The organism is Candidatus Poribacteria bacterium (assembly GCA_026706025.1).
Classification (GTDB): domain Bacteria; phylum Poribacteria; class WGA-4E; order WGA-4E; family WGA-3G; genus WGA-3G.
In genome coordinates this window covers 125,034-143,106 of record JAPOZO010000084.1, presented here as the reverse complement: position 1 = coordinate 143,106, position 18,073 = coordinate 125,034, and the positions used below count along the sequence as shown (strand labels likewise).

At 45.5% G+C, this 18,073-nt stretch carries 13 protein-coding genes and 1 tRNA gene; 12 read left to right on the top strand and 2 right to left on the bottom strand.

What is annotated here, in order from left to right; all coding sequences use genetic code 11:
* The first annotated feature begins 46 nt into the window (after positions 1-46).
* The 3 genes from OXH00_21345 (at position 47) to OXH00_21335 (ending at position 2,452) form a co-directional block, all read left to right on the top strand.
* Positions 47-994, top strand: a complete 948-nt coding sequence (locus OXH00_21345) for a hypothetical protein (protein ID MCY3743567.1) — start codon at positions 47-49, stop codon at positions 992-994.
* 178 nt (positions 995-1,172) lie between these two features.
* Complete coding sequence (locus OXH00_21340) at positions 1,173-1,925, top strand: GIY-YIG nuclease family protein (protein MCY3743566.1); 753 nt, start codon at positions 1,173-1,175, stop codon at positions 1,923-1,925.
* Between the two features lie 215 nt (positions 1,926-2,140).
* Entirely contained in the window at positions 2,141-2,452 is a 312-nt protein-coding gene (locus tag OXH00_21335; GenBank protein ID MCY3743565.1) for a hypothetical protein, read from the top strand.
* Between the two features lie 41 nt (positions 2,453-2,493).
* Here OXH00_21335 and OXH00_21330 read toward each other — a convergent pair whose 3' ends face one another.
* On the bottom strand, positions 2,494-5,160 hold the full coding sequence (locus tag OXH00_21330; GenBank protein MCY3743564.1) for a tetratricopeptide repeat protein: 2,667 nt from the start codon (positions 5,158-5,160) through the stop codon (positions 2,494-2,496).
* 188 nt (positions 5,161-5,348) lie between these two features.
* Positions 5,349-7,178: an AAA family ATPase gene (locus OXH00_21325; GenBank protein MCY3743563.1), complete on the bottom strand. Its 1,830-nt coding sequence runs from the start codon at positions 7,176-7,178 to the stop codon at positions 5,349-5,351.
* A gap of 447 nt (positions 7,179-7,625) precedes the next feature.
* Between OXH00_21325 and lepA the strand changes: the two genes are divergently transcribed.
* From lepA to OXH00_21280, 9 genes are all read left to right on the top strand, one after another.
* The gene (gene lepA / locus OXH00_21320) at positions 7,626-9,431 is read left to right on the top strand and encodes a translation elongation factor 4 (protein MCY3743562.1); all 1,806 of its coding nucleotides are present in this window, start codon (positions 7,626-7,628) and stop codon (positions 9,429-9,431) included.
* A 62-nt stretch (positions 9,432-9,493) separates the two neighbouring features.
* Positions 9,494-10,285 carry a signal peptidase I gene (gene lepB / locus OXH00_21315; protein ID MCY3743561.1) on the top strand — a complete coding sequence of 264 codons (792 nt, stop codon included), beginning with the start codon at positions 9,494-9,496 and terminating at the stop codon, positions 10,283-10,285.
* Positions 10,286-10,331: 46 nt separating this feature from the next.
* A complete protein-coding gene (lepB, locus tag OXH00_21310) occupies positions 10,332-11,102 on the top strand; it encodes a signal peptidase I (GenBank protein ID MCY3743560.1) in 771 nt (256 codons plus the stop codon).
* A gap of 32 nt (positions 11,103-11,134) precedes the next feature.
* Positions 11,135-13,075 carry a selenocysteine-specific translation elongation factor gene (selB, locus tag OXH00_21305; protein ID MCY3743559.1) on the top strand — a complete coding sequence of 647 codons (1,941 nt, stop codon included), beginning with the start codon at positions 11,135-11,137 and terminating at the stop codon, positions 13,073-13,075.
* Positions 13,076-13,090: 15 nt separating this feature from the next.
* Positions 13,091-13,184 (top strand) — tRNA-Sec (locus OXH00_21300).
* A gap of 31 nt (positions 13,185-13,215) precedes the next feature.
* Entirely contained in the window at positions 13,216-14,115 is a 900-nt protein-coding gene (gene lipA / locus OXH00_21295; GenBank protein MCY3743558.1) for a lipoyl synthase, read from the top strand.
* A 309-nt stretch (positions 14,116-14,424) separates the two neighbouring features.
* Positions 14,425-15,234, top strand: a complete 810-nt coding sequence (gene dapB, locus OXH00_21290) for a 4-hydroxy-tetrahydrodipicolinate reductase (protein MCY3743557.1) — start codon at positions 14,425-14,427, stop codon at positions 15,232-15,234.
* Positions 15,200-17,236, top strand: a complete 2,037-nt coding sequence (locus OXH00_21285) for a YCF48-related protein (GenBank protein MCY3743556.1) — start codon at positions 15,200-15,202, stop codon at positions 17,234-17,236. Before dapB ends, OXH00_21285 begins: the two co-directional genes overlap by 35 nt.
* 81 nt (positions 17,237-17,317) lie before the next feature.
* Positions 17,318-18,061 carry a phytanoyl-CoA dioxygenase family protein gene (locus OXH00_21280; GenBank protein ID MCY3743555.1) on the top strand — a complete coding sequence of 248 codons (744 nt, stop codon included), beginning with the start codon at positions 17,318-17,320 and terminating at the stop codon, positions 18,059-18,061.
* Positions 18,062-18,073 lie beyond the last annotated feature (12 nt).

Sequence of the window (18,073 nt, the reverse complement as noted above, 5' to 3'; positions counted from 1 at the left end):
TTGGCAAGCTCTTCAACTCATGAAAAAAGTACATTATGAAAACTGAATGGCTCTGTCACTACTCGAAGAAAACATCTCCAAAAGAGGGAGACCCGAGACTTATTCTGATGCTTCGCTCATCGTCTTTTACACCGTTATGACGCTCAAGGGGATTACGGCTATGCGCGCACAGCAGGATTACTTATTTCACCATCCGCTTTGGCTTGCGAGATGTCGGCTGCCAGCGTGTCCGTCTCACGTGACGCTGGGTCGCAGATATAAAACGTTGACTCCTAAACTCCAAGCGTTCGCTGAATACATCGCAGCCTCGCAGTTCGCCATCGAAGCCGGGTTTCTTCAACAGGTCGTTTATGAAGATAAAAGCCTGTTCAAAGCTGCGGGACCCGTCTGGCATCAGAAAGATCGTCTCAAGAATCATCTCCCTGAAGGCTTGCGAGGTGTTGATAAAACTGCCACTTGGTCTAAAAGCGGGTATCACGGATGGGTTTATAGATACGGACTCCATCTCACCGGTATCCGCAACGGTTTCCCAATAATGTTTCAGGTCCTACCTGCCAACATCAATGAACGCAAGGTATTGGATGCGAAAAAAGACCAACTTATTGAAAAAGGTGTGCGATGTATCGTCGCCGATAATGGATATGTCGATAAAAAACGCCAAGCTGCTTTTGCCGAAGACCAACTGCTTTTGATCACCCCAAAGACGACTTTAGCAGAGGCAAACGCACTTTTAGGAGCAGACCCATTGTATACCGCAACACAAGTTGACACATGGCAGGCAACGCGAAAAGTTGCCATTGAACCCGTCTTTGATTTGCTGAGTAGGCTCTTGTCAATCACAAGGGCACATAAACCTTTACCGATACGAGGTCTGGCGTATGTTTCCACCTTTTTGGGCATTGGCATCGTGTTGCTGCAACTTTCAATGTTAATGAATGTCCGATGCGGGTTACCGACGCGAAATGTTACCTACATCAAAACCGTCTTTCGATAAAAATAAGGATTTATGAAACACCCTCATATTAACATAAAGGCAACTCCCTTGGAGAATCAGTGAATCCACAAAGTATATCCGAATCTATGATTTTAATGTCTGCATCTGACCGATGCCTGTCGATCCGAAGCAAAAATCGCAACGACTTATGCATCCATCAAAGCGAGGGAATAATCTCATGGCTCGTTTTACTATTAGCAAGATAAAAGAAGTCGCGGAATTTTTATGGTGGAAAGGAAGAATTACAACTTCACAGAAGTATTTGGCCGAGAAGTTCAACCTCACAGAGGGGCAAATAGATGAACTTCGCGATACCCCCGAGTATCAGAAGGAAGTCGAGTTCTTAATGCTCAGGCAACGTTCCGCTGAAGATTTTGAGAAATGGGTTAAGAATAATTACAAGCAGTATGGCAATATGAATAATGGATTTGGCAAGCGTATGGGTATTCATCGGCCTGAAGTTGTGTCTGAGATGGTCGAGAATGTCCGCAAAAAGCATGCTGCGATAGCCTCCGGTCAAACTGAAGCTCCAGAGTCGATTCCAGATCCGGATAAAAATATGAACCTGAATGCTGAAGATACTATCGGGGCCGGTAGGAATTCAGTCTACCTTTACTATGACCAGCAGAAACGAGATAGTGCGGAATCCAAAGGTAAAAATATTTGGGAGTGCAAGATCGGTATGACTATCCAAGAACTACATACAAGAATTTACCAGCAAGCCGGCACAGCATTTCCAGCAGAAAGACTCAAGATTGGTCTCCGTATTAAAATTGATAAGTCTAAGAAGATGGTTGAGAAGATAGAAGGAATAATACATGATATTCTGAAGGTACGAGGGAAACACATACAGGAAGCACCCGGAACAGAATGGTTTCTGACGAATCCAGCTGAAGTCAAAAAAATTTATAAGTGCATTGAAAAAACGTAATTCCCGTAGGTTGGGTTGAGCCGGAAATCACCAAGAACCCTTCAGTCTATCAAGAAAACCTGCTTTTCAATGACATGCTTATGGAAATAGGATTATAGCAAAACCCAACAAGCAAACTAACAACTCTGCCTTGGAGAACCAGCAAAACCACAAAGTATCCGTGTATTTGCGTTCATCGTGAAAAAGAAATGATCCGTGCTGGCGGTATACTCCGGTTGAAAACCAAAACGGATAGAATCGGAAATGAATACTTAACACTGGTGCTTAATTCTGTTCTGACGCAAGAACAGGTCAAGCAGGATGTAGGCGGCTCCGTAATTCTCCATTGGCGACCAGACCAAGTTGCGGAAACGGTGATTCCTATTCTCCACCAAGAGAAACAGACTGAAATTGAACAAAAAGTCGATGAATCCTTCAACCTACGCAATCGTGCCAAAGACCTCTTGGAACATGCCAAGCGCGCTGTGGAGATCGCAATCGAACAAGACGAACAAGCTGCTATCAACTGGTTGAAATCTGTTTCATAAACATCTTACTAAGTTGTCCGAAAACTGCCTTGAATCATATTCTACTGTGATGTCAACATCACGGCGATGTCCTCTGGTAACTTAGCATCAATTATCCGCTCAAAGTTCTCAACGCTTTTGTAGAGCTTATGAAACCAAGTCCTGACATCCAACCCTACGCGTTTAGCAGCAGCCAGGTCCGCCCTAGCATTGTCCCAATTTTGCAAAATTAACCAAACTATACTTCTATTGCTATAGACATCGGCACTTTTGGGATCCAGTTCTATTGCTTTCGTATAGTCGGTTATAGCAAAATCAAACTCACCTTTATAGCAATAGGCACTGCCTCTATTGCAATATGCATCAGTATAATTGGGATTAAGTTGTATTGCTTTGGTGTAATCAGCTATGGCAAGATCAAAATCGCGTTTAATAGCGTAAGTGACACCTCGAGCATAATAAGCATAAGCATAATCAGGTTCCAATTCTATCACCTTGCTAAAGTCATTGATAGCTTCATTGACATTGCCTTTTCCGCTATGAGCGCGACCTCGATTGATATATGCTTTGGCGTAATCGGGTTTAAGTTTTATTGCCGCGTTAAAGTCTTCAATCGCTCTATCAGAATTCTCTGTCTTACCATAAGCATTACCACGGTTATTATAAGCAAAGAAATTATTAGGGTTAAGCTTTATCGCCATGTTAAAGTCTTTGATTGCAAGATCATATTCACCTTTGTAACAGTAAAGAACACCCCGATTGGTATAAGCAACGGAATAACGCGGATTCAGTTCAATTGCATCCGAATATACTTTGATCGCTGCTTCTACTTTTCCAAGTAGTACCAAAAAATTCCCACGTTCATACTCAAGTTCTGCTAATATTTCTTCTTGAGATACATCGGACGATGAAGCTGCCTGAGTCTGCATTTGGTGAATAACTTTTCGGATACCAGTAACTGTACTTTGCCAACCTTCGCTCTCATTTTCCCAGACCTTAATAGGTTTACCTTTGTCTGGAAGCACCTGGAAGTCGCTAAGTTCGTGATCTAACCAATCGCAACGTTCGAGAATTATAGGTATGACTCTTACGTTTGCGTTTAAAGCCTCTGTCAATTCTCTATTACAGTTTTCAGAAGCAAGACTATTAGCTGAAACGAGATAGAGGAGAATGTCTGATTCCGCAAGGTTTTTAGATATAGAATCACGCCAAGTGTCTCCAGGGAGGATTTCGTTATCGTGCCAGATGTTTATTAAGCCCTCGCGCTTCATCACAGCAAGATACGTTATCAATTGCTCTTTTGCTTTTACGTCTTTATGTGAATAAGTTATAAAGAGTCTTAAGGGACTTTCTGCAAGGAGGGACAATGCCAACTCAACATTAGATTTGAGATTCGCATCGTTGTACCTTTTTACTAATTTCAAGGCAGTTAGAAGATCCGACTTTGCCTCCCGAATTTGTCTGCCTATAATGTATTTCGCGACCCCTCGACTATAGTAAGCATTAGCCAACTCTGGATTAAGTTCAATCGCTGTGTCAAAATCTTTGATAGCATCAGGGAGCTGCATTAAGGAAGCCTTTGCAACCGCTCGATTATTGTATGCTTCGGCAGAATTCGGGTCGAGAGCAAGGGCGGTATTAAAGTCTTCAAGAGCCTCATTAGGGTGTCCTAAACTATTCTTTGCATTGCCGCGATTGACATAAGCTTTGACATAACGGGGATCTAGCTGGATAGCAGTGCTCAGATCCTCAAGGGCTAAGAAGTACTGTCCTAACTTGCGCTGTGCACTGCCTCGATTATTGTATGCTCCAGAAAGATTCGGATCAATTTTGATAGCACTGCTATAGTCCATAATAGCAGATTCGTGTTGTCCGAGTTTTTCCTTGGCTAAACCTCTGTTAACATAAGCATTAGCGAAATCTGGTTGCAGTCGGATAGCCTCGTTATACGCTGTAATCGCATCTTCATAGCTCCTCATCGAGTACTTCTCATTTCCACGGTAGAAGTACGTTTCTGCAGATACCGATTGTTTTTCTTCCGTCAAAGGTTTCACTGCCTCAGACTTAGAGATTAGTGCCTTGAGGTAGTTTGAAGGGATAACGCAATCGAGACTCTGTCCATCTTCAAGGGACACGAAAGAAAGACCTATCACTTCCCCCTTCTCATTTAGCACGGGCCCGCCGCTGCTTCCTGGCGAAATTGGTGCGGTCATCTGCAGCAATTTTTGGTTGCCAATTTCGCGGCGACCACTGATAATACCATCTGAAAACGTGCCTTCTAATTCCTTCGTATGCCCAGAAACATAAACTGTGTCGCCAAGCTGAACTGCATCGCTGTCACCAAGCGGAAGAGGCTGAACGCTAGAATCAGAGACTTTTAGAATAGCAAGATCATTTTCCACATCACTTGCTGTTATACCTTCAATATCGTACGGCTTGCCAACTAACCTTGCTGTGCCGCGAGATGCCCCTGCAATGAGGTGGAAATTTGTAGCGATCTGGTCGCGCTGCACAAAAAAACCATTTCCAAATCCGAGAGGTTGACCATTTACATGGACTATCTCTAAAAACACTGTAGCCGCTAACGCCTTTTCGGCAAGTTGTACGGCAGTTCCGTTTTGTCTCTGGACCCTTTCCTTAGTGATTTGGTCGTGCCGTGTAAGAGGACTGCTGCCAATATCTATTGCTGAGTATTTTTCAGAGAGAAGTGGTGCTATACGGTGTTGCATTTGAAATTTACCTTTTCCATGAATGGACTCATGTATAACTCACATGTTTACTATAGCAGGCAAAATCTTTTTGGCATCTACTTCAATCATAACAGATTTCCCGAACAGATGTCAATTGATTTCATAATAGTAGACCATCACTTGTAGGCACGCAGATACGATGTATTATATGATGCTTGAATTTTATACTACTCGGTAGTAGCCTGCTCAAGTGAATGAGATTGATGAGCTTCAAGAAATTCCCTGAGAATTTCCACGACTTCCTTAAACTTTTCAAAGTCGGCAGGATTCCTACGCTCTTCACAGATCCAATCACAGAAATCGTTTTTCTTGAATTTAGGTTCAATCTTATTCCTACCATGAACCCCTTTTTTAGGTTCCTCATCATAAAATCGGTCCTCGAAAAGGTCTCCCGGAAATAAGTTTTCAATGCCGCTCTTGTTATCAGGATCATCCGGGTTCTGTGAAATAGATTTTACCCAAATTTTTCCATCTGGTTCTTCTGTTTGAGGCGTATCCCAATCGTAAAGAAGTAGTAACATTCGATCACGCAGTGATGGATCTTTTTTATAAAAGGTTTTGACACGATTCAATCCATCCTTCCCTCCATCTTTCCAACCCTGAGGGCCTTCCACACCAACAGGTTGAATTTCCAGTGAATTCAGGAGTGTTTCTTCGCCCAGCAGCTGCAATGCTGTTTGAATGTATTTCGCATCTGTCTTTCCTTCTGTTAGTACAACAGGTTTCGTCATATCTGCGAAACGTTGTTTTATCTCTTCTTCAAAACGTTCTGTATTCTGATAGAATTCAAAAGCATTTCCGAATTCAGTGAATCGCTCGCTACTAATCAGAGTTCCTTCAGGTAATTCAATTATGGCAAACCCATCTGCTGCAAATGTTTCTTCCATACCGAGTAGAAAAAGTGGAGAGTGAGACGATACAATGAACTGAACCTTCGGAAAAAGTTTTATGAGTTGTGGAACAATATCATGTTGAAGAGCTGTATGCAAATGGGTATCAATTTCGTCAATGACGACAAGGCCTGTAATTTCATCAAGGCGAGTACTCATGTTGATATCTGCGCGTTCACCATATCGAATAATCGTTGCGAAAAGGTGGAACAACTGAGATTGTCCCTCCGATAACGATTGTAGGTTAGGAATTCTCTGACCATTGCTCAGTTGTATGGCAAGTCTTGATGGCACGGCATCCCGCAGGTTCAAAGATAACTCCGCATTTTTATCTTGAAGTATTGTTTGCAATATGCTTTCAACATTCTGCCGAGTTACTCCGAGGGTATATCGTTCTCGTAATTCCAAGATTTTTGGAGAACTTGAGGGACTTAATTGCATCTCAGGGTCTAACGCACGTGGAACTTCCGGTGCTAACTCAGGATTTATAAAGGAGTCCAGAAAAACATCTAATATCCAAGAAATATTTTCAGAAGCGCAAGTTTCAATCAGAAGTGGTTTGTCAAGTCGCAAATTGGACATGGTCATTGAAGAAGTCAATCCTGCCTCTAAACTCGTATTATACAACCAATCTGGGTTTTCATATCGCCGTGCCGGGAAAAAAGCATGTACATTTTCTTCGATTTCAGAATTGACGATATCTTTGTCTATTGAAACCTTTTTGTCATCTTCTCCATCCAGACAATCCCATACCGAATCAAACCGAGATTTGAAATCAGGAGGATAGTTTGATGGGTCAAGTGTTCCCACTTTCTCACAGTAACATGATTCCCCATCAGTAGTTTCAAAACAAAGCAGACTCAAACTAAATTGTTCACCGCTCCTTATAGCGTGTTGATTAACGGTTCGGAAAAACGCATGGGCATAAAAAGATACGCGGGCGAATTCTGTGAGTGCATCAACGATGTAAGACAGAAAAATACTTTTGCCAGATCCGTTAGGGCCAACAACCACTACGGGTAGAGGATTTTCCTCATTAAATGGCAGCTCAATATGACATTTCGAGATAGGTCCAGTGTTTTCTAAATAGATTTCTTTCAGATACATATAGTTCCTTCCACAAAGAACTCAGTTACGTAATGGAACGACTTCGTTTAGTAGCATTATAACATGTTTAGAAAGCAGATGTCAATTTGATAGAACTTACGCAGCAGGGTCATTTAATTTATGTCTCTGCGCATTTTCTATCCTTATTTTGCACAACACACGAGATTTTTCATTTTTTCCCCTAAACCCCGTTATCAGGGACTTTTTCTTTTTTTATGCGAAAAACTAAATAACTCTGACTAAAAATCAAGACTATTTAGTTTTCGGTTTGACTTTGGTTTTCGTTTACAAATGTTAACGTTTTTTCGCAATATCGCGAGCACAGCTCGCTCCTACAGAAGAGAGGGTTTGAAAAAACGATCAAAAATAGAGAGAACTAAATAACCTTGGACTAAAAATGATATTTTATGGACAATTGAACAGACGTTGTGATATACTATATACATTATGCCAACGAATCTTGAAAACATACGGAATTTCTGTATTTTAGGACACATTGACCACGGGAAAAGCACACTCAGCGACCGACTCCTTGAGCATACCAATACGCTCGCCGAGCGCGATATGCGAGAACAGGTGCTGGATTTGATGGACTTGGAACGTGAACGTGGTATTACCATTAAAGCCACCGCTGTCAAACTGCACTATCCCGCTCCCGACGGAAACCGATATGAACTTAACTTGATTGATACGCCCGGACACGTCGATTTTACTTATGAGGTCTCACGGAGCCTCGCGGCGTGTGAGGGCGCGATTTTAATTGTTGATGCCGCACAAGGGGTCGAAGCACAAACCTTGGCAAACGCCTATCTCGCTATTGACAACAACCTCGAAATTATCCCTATTGTCAATAAGATTGATTTACCAACGGCGCGCCCGGATGAAGCCAGACGGCAGATAGAAGAAGTCGTAGGTATTCCGGCAGACGATGCGCTCCTCGTTAGCGCGAAAATGGGCATCGGGATCCCTGCCATATTAGAGGCAATCGTCAATCGGATTCCTGCCCCTGTAGGCGAAACTGAAGCCCCGTTAAAAGCACTTGTGCTTGATTCTGTCTACGATAACTACCGCGGTGTCATTATGTACACCCGCATCTTTGAGGGTAGCGTGAAACCGGGTGAAAAAATCCGGCTCATGGAGACAAGACGTTCTTATGAGGTTGAGGAGGTCGGTATCTTTACACCAGAGATGCAACAGACACCAGAACTCCGCACTGGCGGTGTCGGGTACCTCATCGCTGGCATCCGAGAAATTGACAAGGCAAAAATAGGCGATACCATCACAGATCACGTCAGACCGACTGAAACGCCACTGCCCGGTTATCGCGAGATGAAACCGCTTGTGTTCAGCGGCTTGTATCCAGCAGACACGAACCAATTTCATGCGCTGCGGGAGGCACTTGATAAACTCCGTCTGAATGATTCCTCCTTTAATTTTGAACCTGAAACCTCCGTTGCACTCGGTTTCGGGTTCCGGTGCGGTTTTCTCGGCTTGCTCCACATGGAGATCATCCATGAACGGCTTGAACGGGAATTTGGACTCGCACTCGTCCGGACTGCGCCGAGTGTCATGTACCGAGTTCATCTGAAAACGGGCGAGGACGTATACGTTGATAACCCGGCGCATCTCCCTGAACCGAATAATATCGAACGAATTGAAGAACCGTATGTCAATATTGACATTATCGTGCCGCGCGACTATATCGGAAATGCAATGGAACTTTGTCAGAAGCGTCGGGGTGTATATAAGCGGATGAACCAATTGGACGCGACTCGCGTGCAATTACTCTACGAACTTCCGCTCGGTGAAATGTTGATGGATTTCTATCCGAAACTTAAGTCCCTGACCCGTGGATACGGCTCGTTAGAATATGACATCGGCGAATACAAAACCGGAAAGTTAGTAAAACTGGACGTGCTGCTTAACGGCGACCCTGTGGACGCACTTTCGACGATCTTGCCGCGCGATACGGCAGAAACGCGCGGAAAGGCGTTAGTTAGCAAACTCAAAGAGTTGATCCCGCGCCAGATGTTTGTCGTACCGGTTCAAGCAGCGATTGGTAATAAAATTGTCGCTCGCGAAACGGTTCAGGCACTCCGAAAAAATGTTACAGCGAAATGCTATGGTGGCGATGTGAGTCGGAAACGGAAGTTGTTGGAGAAACAGAAGGAAGGCAAAAAACGGCTCAAACAGATTGGCAAAGTGGATGTACCACAGGAAGCGTTCACTGCGATGTTGGCAACTGATGAGTGATAAAAAAATAATTGGGACCAGGGGTAAAACCGTTTCTACATTGGAAAAAGGGATACCGTTCTATGATGAATAACACACAAACCAAGACTCGATTATCCATACAGCAAATATTACAAAAAGCCTGGGTCAGAGAGCATGCAAAACCGATCATTGTTATACTGATTCTCGTGTTCGGTCTGATACGTCCTTTTATTGTAGATGCGTATAGAATCCCTTCTGGTTCTATGGAGGATACACTGCTCATCGGTGACCATATTTTCGTGTGTAAGTTTACCTATGGCATTAAGATCCCCGGCACAGATATAAAAATCTTTGATGTTCATCAACCTGCACGCGGCGATGTTTTCGTCTTTATTCCATCACATGACGAGCGACATTTTATCAAGCGCATTGTAGCCATTGAAGGGGATACCGTTGAAACGCGTGGTAATACGCTTTATGTAAACGGTGGGGTCGTTGATGATAGCACCTACACAAAACATCTGAAATTCAGCCACTTTAAGAGAGATTTTCCGCCGTTCCGGAATCCAGAATATATCCCAACGGGTGAGAGTTTTGACGATTATACTTTAACCGCAAGTCAATTTCGACGTAAATTTCCCGATGGCAAGCCGTTTATTATTCCGAAAGGAATGGTTTTCGCGATGGGTGATAATCGGGACCTGAGCAGCGATAGCCGAACTTGGGGCCCGGTGGCTGTAGATGATATTAAGGGACAGGCTTTCATGATTTGGTGGTCGGTAGCCAATCGTCCTGTAAAGTTCTGGGAAATATGGAAATTGATGGGAAATATCCGGTTTAACCGAATTGGCAAACTGATCCGTTCCGAACCAGATTCGTTCATGTCAAACTAACCGAAAGAAAGAGAGCACACTTTATTCATAAAGGCAATATAATATCATGAATGACAACGACACCCAATTATCGAAATGGCAAAAATTTCGGAAAACCATCGTATGGGAATATTCCCAAGTAATTGTTGTAGCATTGATTCTTGTTTTTGGGTTCATACGTCCTTTCGTTGTTGAGGCGTTCAAAATCCCATCGGGTTCAATGGAAGACACGCTCCTTATTGGTGACCGTATTCTGGTATGTAAGTTTATCTACGGCGTTAAAATCCCCGGCACAGAGATAAAGGTTTTAGATTTCCATAAACCCGCCCGTGGCGACGTTTTTGTCTTTATTCCGCCACATGACCGAGAGCGAAATTTCATCAAACGCATCGTAGCCGTTGAAGGGGACACTATTGAAACACGGGGGAATACGCTTTATGTGAACGGCGCAGCCGTTGACGACACCCACTATGCAAAACACATGAACTTCAGCCACTTCAAAAGAGGCGATTTTCCACCGTTCCGTCAACCGGAGTATCTGCCAGATACTGAAGTCTTTTTCGATTATACCTTAACGTCAAGTCAATTCAGGCGAAAGTTCCCTGAAGGCAAGCCGTTTACTGTCCCGAAAGGCAAGGTTTTCGCGATGGGTGACAACCGAGACCAGAGTAGTGATAGCCGTTCATGGGGTCCCGTAGACATTAGCGACATCAAAGGGCAAGCGTTTATGGTGTATTGGTCTTTTGACGCGCGTCCTGCGAAGGTATGGGAAGTGTGGAAATTGGTAGGTAACGTCAGATTCAATCGTATCGGCAAACTCATCCATGCGAAGCCTTAATATGTCAGCCTAAGTAACTACCGGAATTAACGATGCATCAAGATAGTCGACACCTTATCATCGGAACAGCAGGTCATGTTGACCATGGGAAAACGGCACTCGTCGGTACACTCACCGGTATGGAGACAGACCGGCTCAAGGAGGAACGCGAGCGCGGTTTATCTATTGAGTTAGGTTTTGCCTACTTTGATCTGCCCGATAACTCGCGCGCTGGCATCGTTGATGTACCGGGACACGAGAAATTTATCCGAAGTATGCTTTCCGGTGCCTACGGAATGGATGCCGTCCTCTTTGTCGTCGATGCAAAAGAGGGCGTGCAAGAACAGACGCTTGAGCATTTGGCGATCTTAGACTTGCTTGGCATTTCAAACGGCATCCTCGTCATGACAAAATCTGACTTGGCAACGCCTGATGAATTGGCGGAAGCGACAGAGATGACACAGGAGATGCTCGTCGGCACAAGTCTCGAAGGGATTCCGACTGTGAGTGTTTCTGCGATAACAGGTACCGGTATTGAAGCACTCAAACAGACGATTGTCGAACAGGTAGCACTCGCGACAAAATCAGAGGCAGATGACGGTATACCGAGGCTATACGCGGATAGGGTTTTTACTGTGCAAGGATTCGGCGTTGTTGTGACCGGAACCCTCATCGGTGGGACAATCAATCGAGACCAGCGGATGGTAATTCTTCCGCAAGGGGACACTGTTCGGGTGCGAGGGATACAGGTCCACAATGAACCCGCAACTGTCGCGCAAGCCGGACAAAGAACGGCGTTGAATCTCTCTGGCACCTCCGCGCAGGGCATTCAACGCGGCGATGTCCTCTGCCCGATAGAATTTTCTCAGGTAACGGACAATATAGATGTGTCTTTGCAGGTACTGTCCTCGTTTCCGAGGCTCATTGAACACTGGAGCCGTTTTCGGGCGTATCTCGGTACCCGTGAAATATTTTGCAGATTAATTCTATTGGTTGATGAAGCAATTTTGCCCGGGGACAATGTGCAAGTCCAACTCCGTTTAGAGCAACCGATTTTAACGTTTAGAGGTGACCGGATCATTCTACGTGATTTCTCAGCACAACATACAGTGGGTGGCGGTGAGGTAATTAATCCGTTTGCGCCAAAACACAAACGGTTCACGCCTGAAACCATTGCCACTTTAGCACAATGGGAGGAAGCCGATGACTCCGAGATAGTTAACACCGTATTGGTAAATAGCGAAACCCTTTGCGTCCCAGAATCGTTTCTTTATTACTATCTCCCGCATTCCAAAACGGATGTGAAAACCCTCTTAAATAGGCTCGAAACTGAAGGGAAAATTGTCCGTTGGGATAAATCGGGGAGGACACCCCTCGTCTCCGACGCAGCACGGACCTCGGCAGCAAAAGAAAAAATAGTAGACGCATTGGCAGGGTTTCATGAGGCGCAGCCGCTGCTGGTCGGTCAAAATGCGTCGCAACTGCGCCGAGAACTCAGCATGGATGAACTCGGTTTTGAGAAACTTGAAAACCGACTCATTGCTGAGCGTCTGCTTGTTACGGAGGGAAATCTGCTCCGTCTGGCATCCCACGAGATTCAGTTTTCGGAAGAAGAGGAGACAGCAAAAGAGACGCTGGAGAAATTATTCTTGGAGGCGGGTATGAATACCCCCGCACTCAGCGAACTCAACACGTTACTGCCAGAATACACACCGAAGGTCCTTGAATCCACATTTTTTGCGCTTCTAAATTTGGGGCAATTCGTCAAAGTAGCGGATAACTTTTTCATCCACAAAACCGTTTTTGAAAAAGTGAGCGAATTGTTAACCGCACACCTTCGCGAAAATGAGACAATAACCGTTGCTGAATTCCGTGAAACGGCAGAAACCTCACGCAAATATGCTGTCCCCTTTTTAGAGTACTGTGACAACCAGAATCTCACAGTTCGAGATGGCAATATCCGAAGATTACACCCGCGGTTGTCACGAACATAAACATGTCATGATTATGGGGGAGGATAGGGTCTGGTGGCTCTACCGGTCTTCAAAACCGGCTTGTCCATGCAAGTGGATAGGTGGGTTCGATTCCCACCCTCTCCCGCCACCTATGCATAACGAAGCGGATGGAATTAAACATGCTAAAGACGCTTCCGATAGTCAACGCAAAAACAGATCAACGTCGACACCCCTCGTGGATTAAGGCGCGAATTCCGGGCGGTGGTAACTACGCTGAACTCAAAAAACTCATGCGGGATTTGCAGCTTCACACCGTTTGTGAAGAGGCACGATGTCCGAATATCGGTGAATGCTGGAACAGCCGGACCGCCACCTTCATGATATTGGGTGATGTCTGTACGCGCCGATGCATGTTTTGTGCTGTGAAAAAAGGTGCCCCCGGAGGCGTTGTTGATACCGATGAACCGCGACGGCTCGGAGAAGCGGTCGGTTACCTAAAACTCAAACATATCGTTATTACCTCAGTCAATCGGGACGATCTCACCGATGGTGGTGCGAGCGTCTTTGCTGAATGCATCGCCGAAGCACGAAAACATCGTCCCGGATGCACGGTGGAAGTGCTTATCCCCGACCTTGAAGGGAATTGGGACGCGCTTAGAATCATCGTGCAAGCACGTCCTGAGGTACTTAATCACAATACAGAGACAGTCCAGCGTCTCTACCGCCGCGTCCGTCCTTACGCGAATTACCAACAGACGCTGACGCTCCTTGAAGTCAGCAAGCAGCTTGACGCACAGATGCTCACAAAATCCGGGGTCATGGTGGGTTTAGGTGAAACTGTGACGGAACTTTTGGAAACAATGCAGGATATCCGCAACACCGGGTGCGATATTTTTACCATAGGACAATATCTCTCACCCTCGCCACGCCATCTACCGATTCAACGCTACTATACCCCTGAGGAGTTTGATGAACTCAAAGAGGCAGGGGTAGAAATGGGATTTCGGCATGTAGAATCAGGACCACTGGTTCGGAGTTCTTACCACGCGGGAGAACAAGCGAGATTAGGAAAAGATTGAAACTACCGCCTATGCCGCTTCTCAATAACATTTTAAACACTATCAAGACTTACACTAACAGAAGAACTAAATGCCTCTGGCTGATGTTCCAGAGCCATTCAATTTTAAGAAATTATTGGATTTCACGTCTTTTTTTCCAAGAGCCGGTGCGGTTCGGAAACCGCACCTACCGGGCCTGGTGGTGAAGATTCGCTCGGAAAATGGAGAATTGAATGGCTCTGCTGATGTTCGATTTCAGGTTTACATAAAACTCGGTTTCTGTTAGACTAACTTTGCATATCTACTTACTGGCTTTATCGAGGAAATGTAATGATTCGTGTAATTATTAATGGAGCATGCGGCCGGATGGGACGGCTCATCATCCAAGGCGTTACCCAACAAGATGATATGGAAATTGTTGGCGCGATTGAATATTCCGAACACCCACAAATCGGGAGCGATGCAGGCGTTGTCGCAGGTATCGGTGAGATTGGCGTAGCCATTACAGGTGAACTCAGCGACGCGCTTGGAAACGCAGATGTTGTTATTGAGTTCTCAAAACCCGATGCAACGTTAGAACACCTCAAACAGGTCGTCGATGCAAATAAAGCGATGATAATCGCAACAACGGGGTTTAACGCCGATGAACTCGCGAGTGTCAAGGAACTGGCGTCTCAAATTCGCTGCGTGATGGCACCGAACATGAGCCTCGGTGTCAACGTGATGATTCAAGCACTGGAATTGATTGCCAAAGCCCTTGGAGACGATTACGATATTGAGGTCATAGAGGCACATCACAACCACAAAGCGGATTCACCGAGCGGAACCGCACTGCGGTTAGCAGAGACAGTCGCTACGGCATTAGAACGCGATTTAGATGAGGTAGGGGTCTATGGTCGCCACGGTATTGTTGGTGCGAGACCGAAGAAGCAGATTGGCATCCATGCCGTGCGCGGCGGTGATATTGCCGGTGATCATACGGTGCTGTTTGCGACTGAAGGTGAGCAATTAAGTGTTGTTCACCGGGCCCACAGTCCAGAGGCGTTTGCCAAAGGTGCGATTCGCGCTGCACGGTGGGTCGTGAATGCCCCCAAAGGATTGCACGATGTCAGCGAAGTCCTTTTTCAGAAGCGTCATTAATTGGACGTTTCCACATCTGCTACACGTAGGCTGTGTATTTGCTATTGTATGCGTCGCGACCTTATTTACGGTTGGTTGCGAGGATATAGTATCCAAGAAACCCGTCCGTTACGAGTGGAAAACCGTCATGGAAGGCGATTGGAGTTCGCACCTATACGATGTCTGTTTTGTGAACGAAAATCTGGGTTGGGCTGTCGGTAACGCTGTGGACGTAATTCCAGGTTTCGACGCTGAAGAGGAAGCAGAAAGCCTCATCATCCATACAGACGATGGCGGACAAACGTGGCACAGGCAAAACAGTGGGGTTTTCAACAAGCCGTTGCGAAATGTCTATTTTCGCTCTGCTTTAGAAGGCTGGTGTATCGGTGAAGACGGTGTGCTGATCCGGACAACAGACGGTGGGGAAACATGGCATCAGATTGAAACAGGCACAGAAAACAATCTGCACGATTCTTTTATAGGCGAAGTTAAAGGCTGGATAGTTGGGGACTCAGGCACATTACTGAAAACAACTGATGGTGGACAGACGTTTACAAAGGTGAATAAAAAGACGTTCAACGGAAAATCATTGAAAGGGGTCCATTTTGTAGATAAAAGTCTGGGCTGGATTATTACCTACAATACTCCCGGAAACGCTGGCTACATCTATCGAACAACCGATGGTGGGGATACTTGGGAAGAGCAGTTCACCACAGAAACCGCACTTTTCAACCTTCACTTCATTGACAAACAGATAGGTTGGGTTGTAGGGGATTGGCGGAGTGCCTACGCGACAACCGATGGCGGACAAACATGGCAATTCATCACAGATGGAAGCAATCAACGTCATAAGACGAGTTATGGACAACCTGAGTATCTTGGCAAAGAACCGTTGCACACTTTTACACTTTATGATATTGACTTCACGGATGCCCAAAATGGGTGGATCGTTGGCGACTTAGGTGTAATTCTGCATACCGATTCTGGTGGGAAAGGAAAATGGAAACATCAACGCGGCGGCCCCCGTTTTCACAACAGCGCGGATGCTGTCCTGTTGGGTGTTGACTTTGTCTCGAAGCAACTCGGTTGGGTGGTCGGTGAAAATGGCACGATTCTTCACACCCGCAACGGTGGCGTGACGTGGGAATCACAATCGAGTCCGAGTCATCTTTTAGTAGGTGTCTGTGCTGTTTCTGCGGAAGAAGGATACGTTGTTGGGGATCGAGGGGCTATCTTACGCACTCAGGATGGCGGTGACGTATGGAACGCACAAGACAGTCGTACGACTGAGTGTTTTGGTGCTGCGCACTTTGTATCTCCAGAAAAAGGATGGGCAGTTGCGGAAGCCGGTGTGGTTTTGCAAACCACAAACGGTGGTGCTGTGTGGGAACGCCAAACCTCGGGAACGCAGCAGGATCTACTTGGTGTCTTTTTTATCGATGAAAAGACCGGGTGGTGCGTCGGGAGCGGTGGTGAAATTATCCATACAGACAACGGTGGGAAAACATGGAACCGGCAAAAGAGTGGAACAAATTGGAATCTCTTTGATGTCCATTTTACCTCAAAGAGAGAAGGTTGGGCAGTCGGTCTCTTTGGAACAGCCTTGCACACGGATGATGCCGGAAAAACTTGGAAATCTTCAAAACTCAGTCGACAACTTGAAAAATGGGATCAGAGCAAGAATGTCTGGCTTGATACCGTCCACTTTGTTTCTTCAGACATAGGGTGGGTCGCTGGTATCAGCGGATTTATATTCCACACCGCTGATGGTGGAAAAACTTGGGTACGTCAAGAGAGTCATACGAAAAGCTTTCTTGATGATGTGTTTTTTGTTTCTGAAACAGAAGGCTGGATTGTTGGAAAAGAAGGACTTGTCCTCCATACAAAGGATGGCGGACAAAATTGGAGACCTCAGCGTACAGATACTCGAACGGACCTGAAAGCTATTTACATAAGTAGCACAAACAGCGGATGGGTGGTTGGTCAAAATGGGACGATTCTCAAATATGAAGCTGTTCCGTAGGCACGCGGTAAAAGGTTCCCGCAGGCTAAACGCTGCAAACCCATATCCAACAGACAACCACACATCGCAAGGAATATCGACATGACAGACGAACAAAAATATCTATTCGACTTGCAAGGTTTTATCGTGCTGAAGGGCGTTATTCCACAAGAAGTGGTCAAGGCATGCAATGCTGTCTTGGATCAGTACGAAAATATGCCGCCCGAAGACTATCCGTCGCCCTTGTGTCTTGGAACAGAGCGGACGGAAAAGGAACTCTACATCTCCAATATTATGGAAGCCGACAGCACCTTCAACGCGCTGATTGATATTCCAGAGGTGTTGGATGTGATTCAAGGCGTAACCGGTGGTCCCTACCGTCTCAACCATACCTACACGATTTACCGATGGGGTGGTGGTTATACAGGCTTGCACATGCACGGCACACCGATTATTCCGAAATGTCAGTATCATTGCAAAAACGGAGAGATGGTCTCGACCTTGACAAAGGCTGTTTTTCCGATGTTAGATTGTGATGTCGAAGACGGGTGTTTCGCTGTTATACCGGGGGCACATAAGAGCAATTTCCCTAAACCGTGGGGAGGTCATCCGGATGAAAATCCTGTGCTAACCCCGATTCCGGCGAAAGCGGGTGATGCTATCATCTTTACAGAGGCATTGACACACGGTTCTGTCATCAATGTCTCTGGCAATCCGAGACGGACGCTCTATTACTGTTATAGTATCGGTTATATGCCAGATTGGGGCGGTCAAGGTTTGCATTTTAGTCCAAACGTTATGAAGAGCCTGAGTGAAGTTCAGCAGGCAATCCTTCATCTTAAATAGTTATCAGTTATC

Bases quoted from the DNA above. Each gene is read 5' to 3' on its own strand.
- OXH00_21280 (MCY3743555.1), top strand. From the start codon at position 17,318: ATGACAGACGAACAAAAATATCTATTCGACTTGCAAGGTTTTATCGTG.
- lepB (MCY3743560.1), top strand. From the start codon at position 10,332: ATGAATGACAACGACACCCAATTATCGAAATGGCAAAAATTTCGGAAA.
- dapB (MCY3743557.1), top strand. From the start codon at position 14,425: ATGATTCGTGTAATTATTAATGGAGCATGCGGCCGGATGGGACGGCTC.
- OXH00_21345 (MCY3743567.1), top strand. From the start codon at position 47: ATGGCTCTGTCACTACTCGAAGAAAACATCTCCAAAAGAGGGAGACCC.
- lepA (MCY3743562.1), top strand. From the start codon at position 7,626: ATGCCAACGAATCTTGAAAACATACGGAATTTCTGTATTTTAGGACAC.
- lepB (MCY3743561.1), top strand. From the start codon at position 9,494: ATGATGAATAACACACAAACCAAGACTCGATTATCCATACAGCAAATA.
- selB (MCY3743559.1), top strand. From the start codon at position 11,135: ATGCATCAAGATAGTCGACACCTTATCATCGGAACAGCAGGTCATGTT.
- OXH00_21285 (MCY3743556.1), top strand. From the start codon at position 15,200: ATGTCAGCGAAGTCCTTTTTCAGAAGCGTCATTAATTGGACGTTTCCA.
- OXH00_21325 (MCY3743563.1), bottom strand. From the start codon at position 7,178: ATGTATCTGAAAGAAATCTATTTAGAAAACACTGGACCTATCTCGAAA.
- OXH00_21330 (MCY3743564.1), bottom strand. From the start codon at position 5,160: ATGCAACACCGTATAGCACCACTTCTCTCTGAAAAATACTCAGCAATA.
- OXH00_21340 (MCY3743566.1), top strand. From the start codon at position 1,173: ATGGCTCGTTTTACTATTAGCAAGATAAAAGAAGTCGCGGAATTTTTA.
- lipA (MCY3743558.1), top strand. From the start codon at position 13,216: ATGCTAAAGACGCTTCCGATAGTCAACGCAAAAACAGATCAACGTCGA.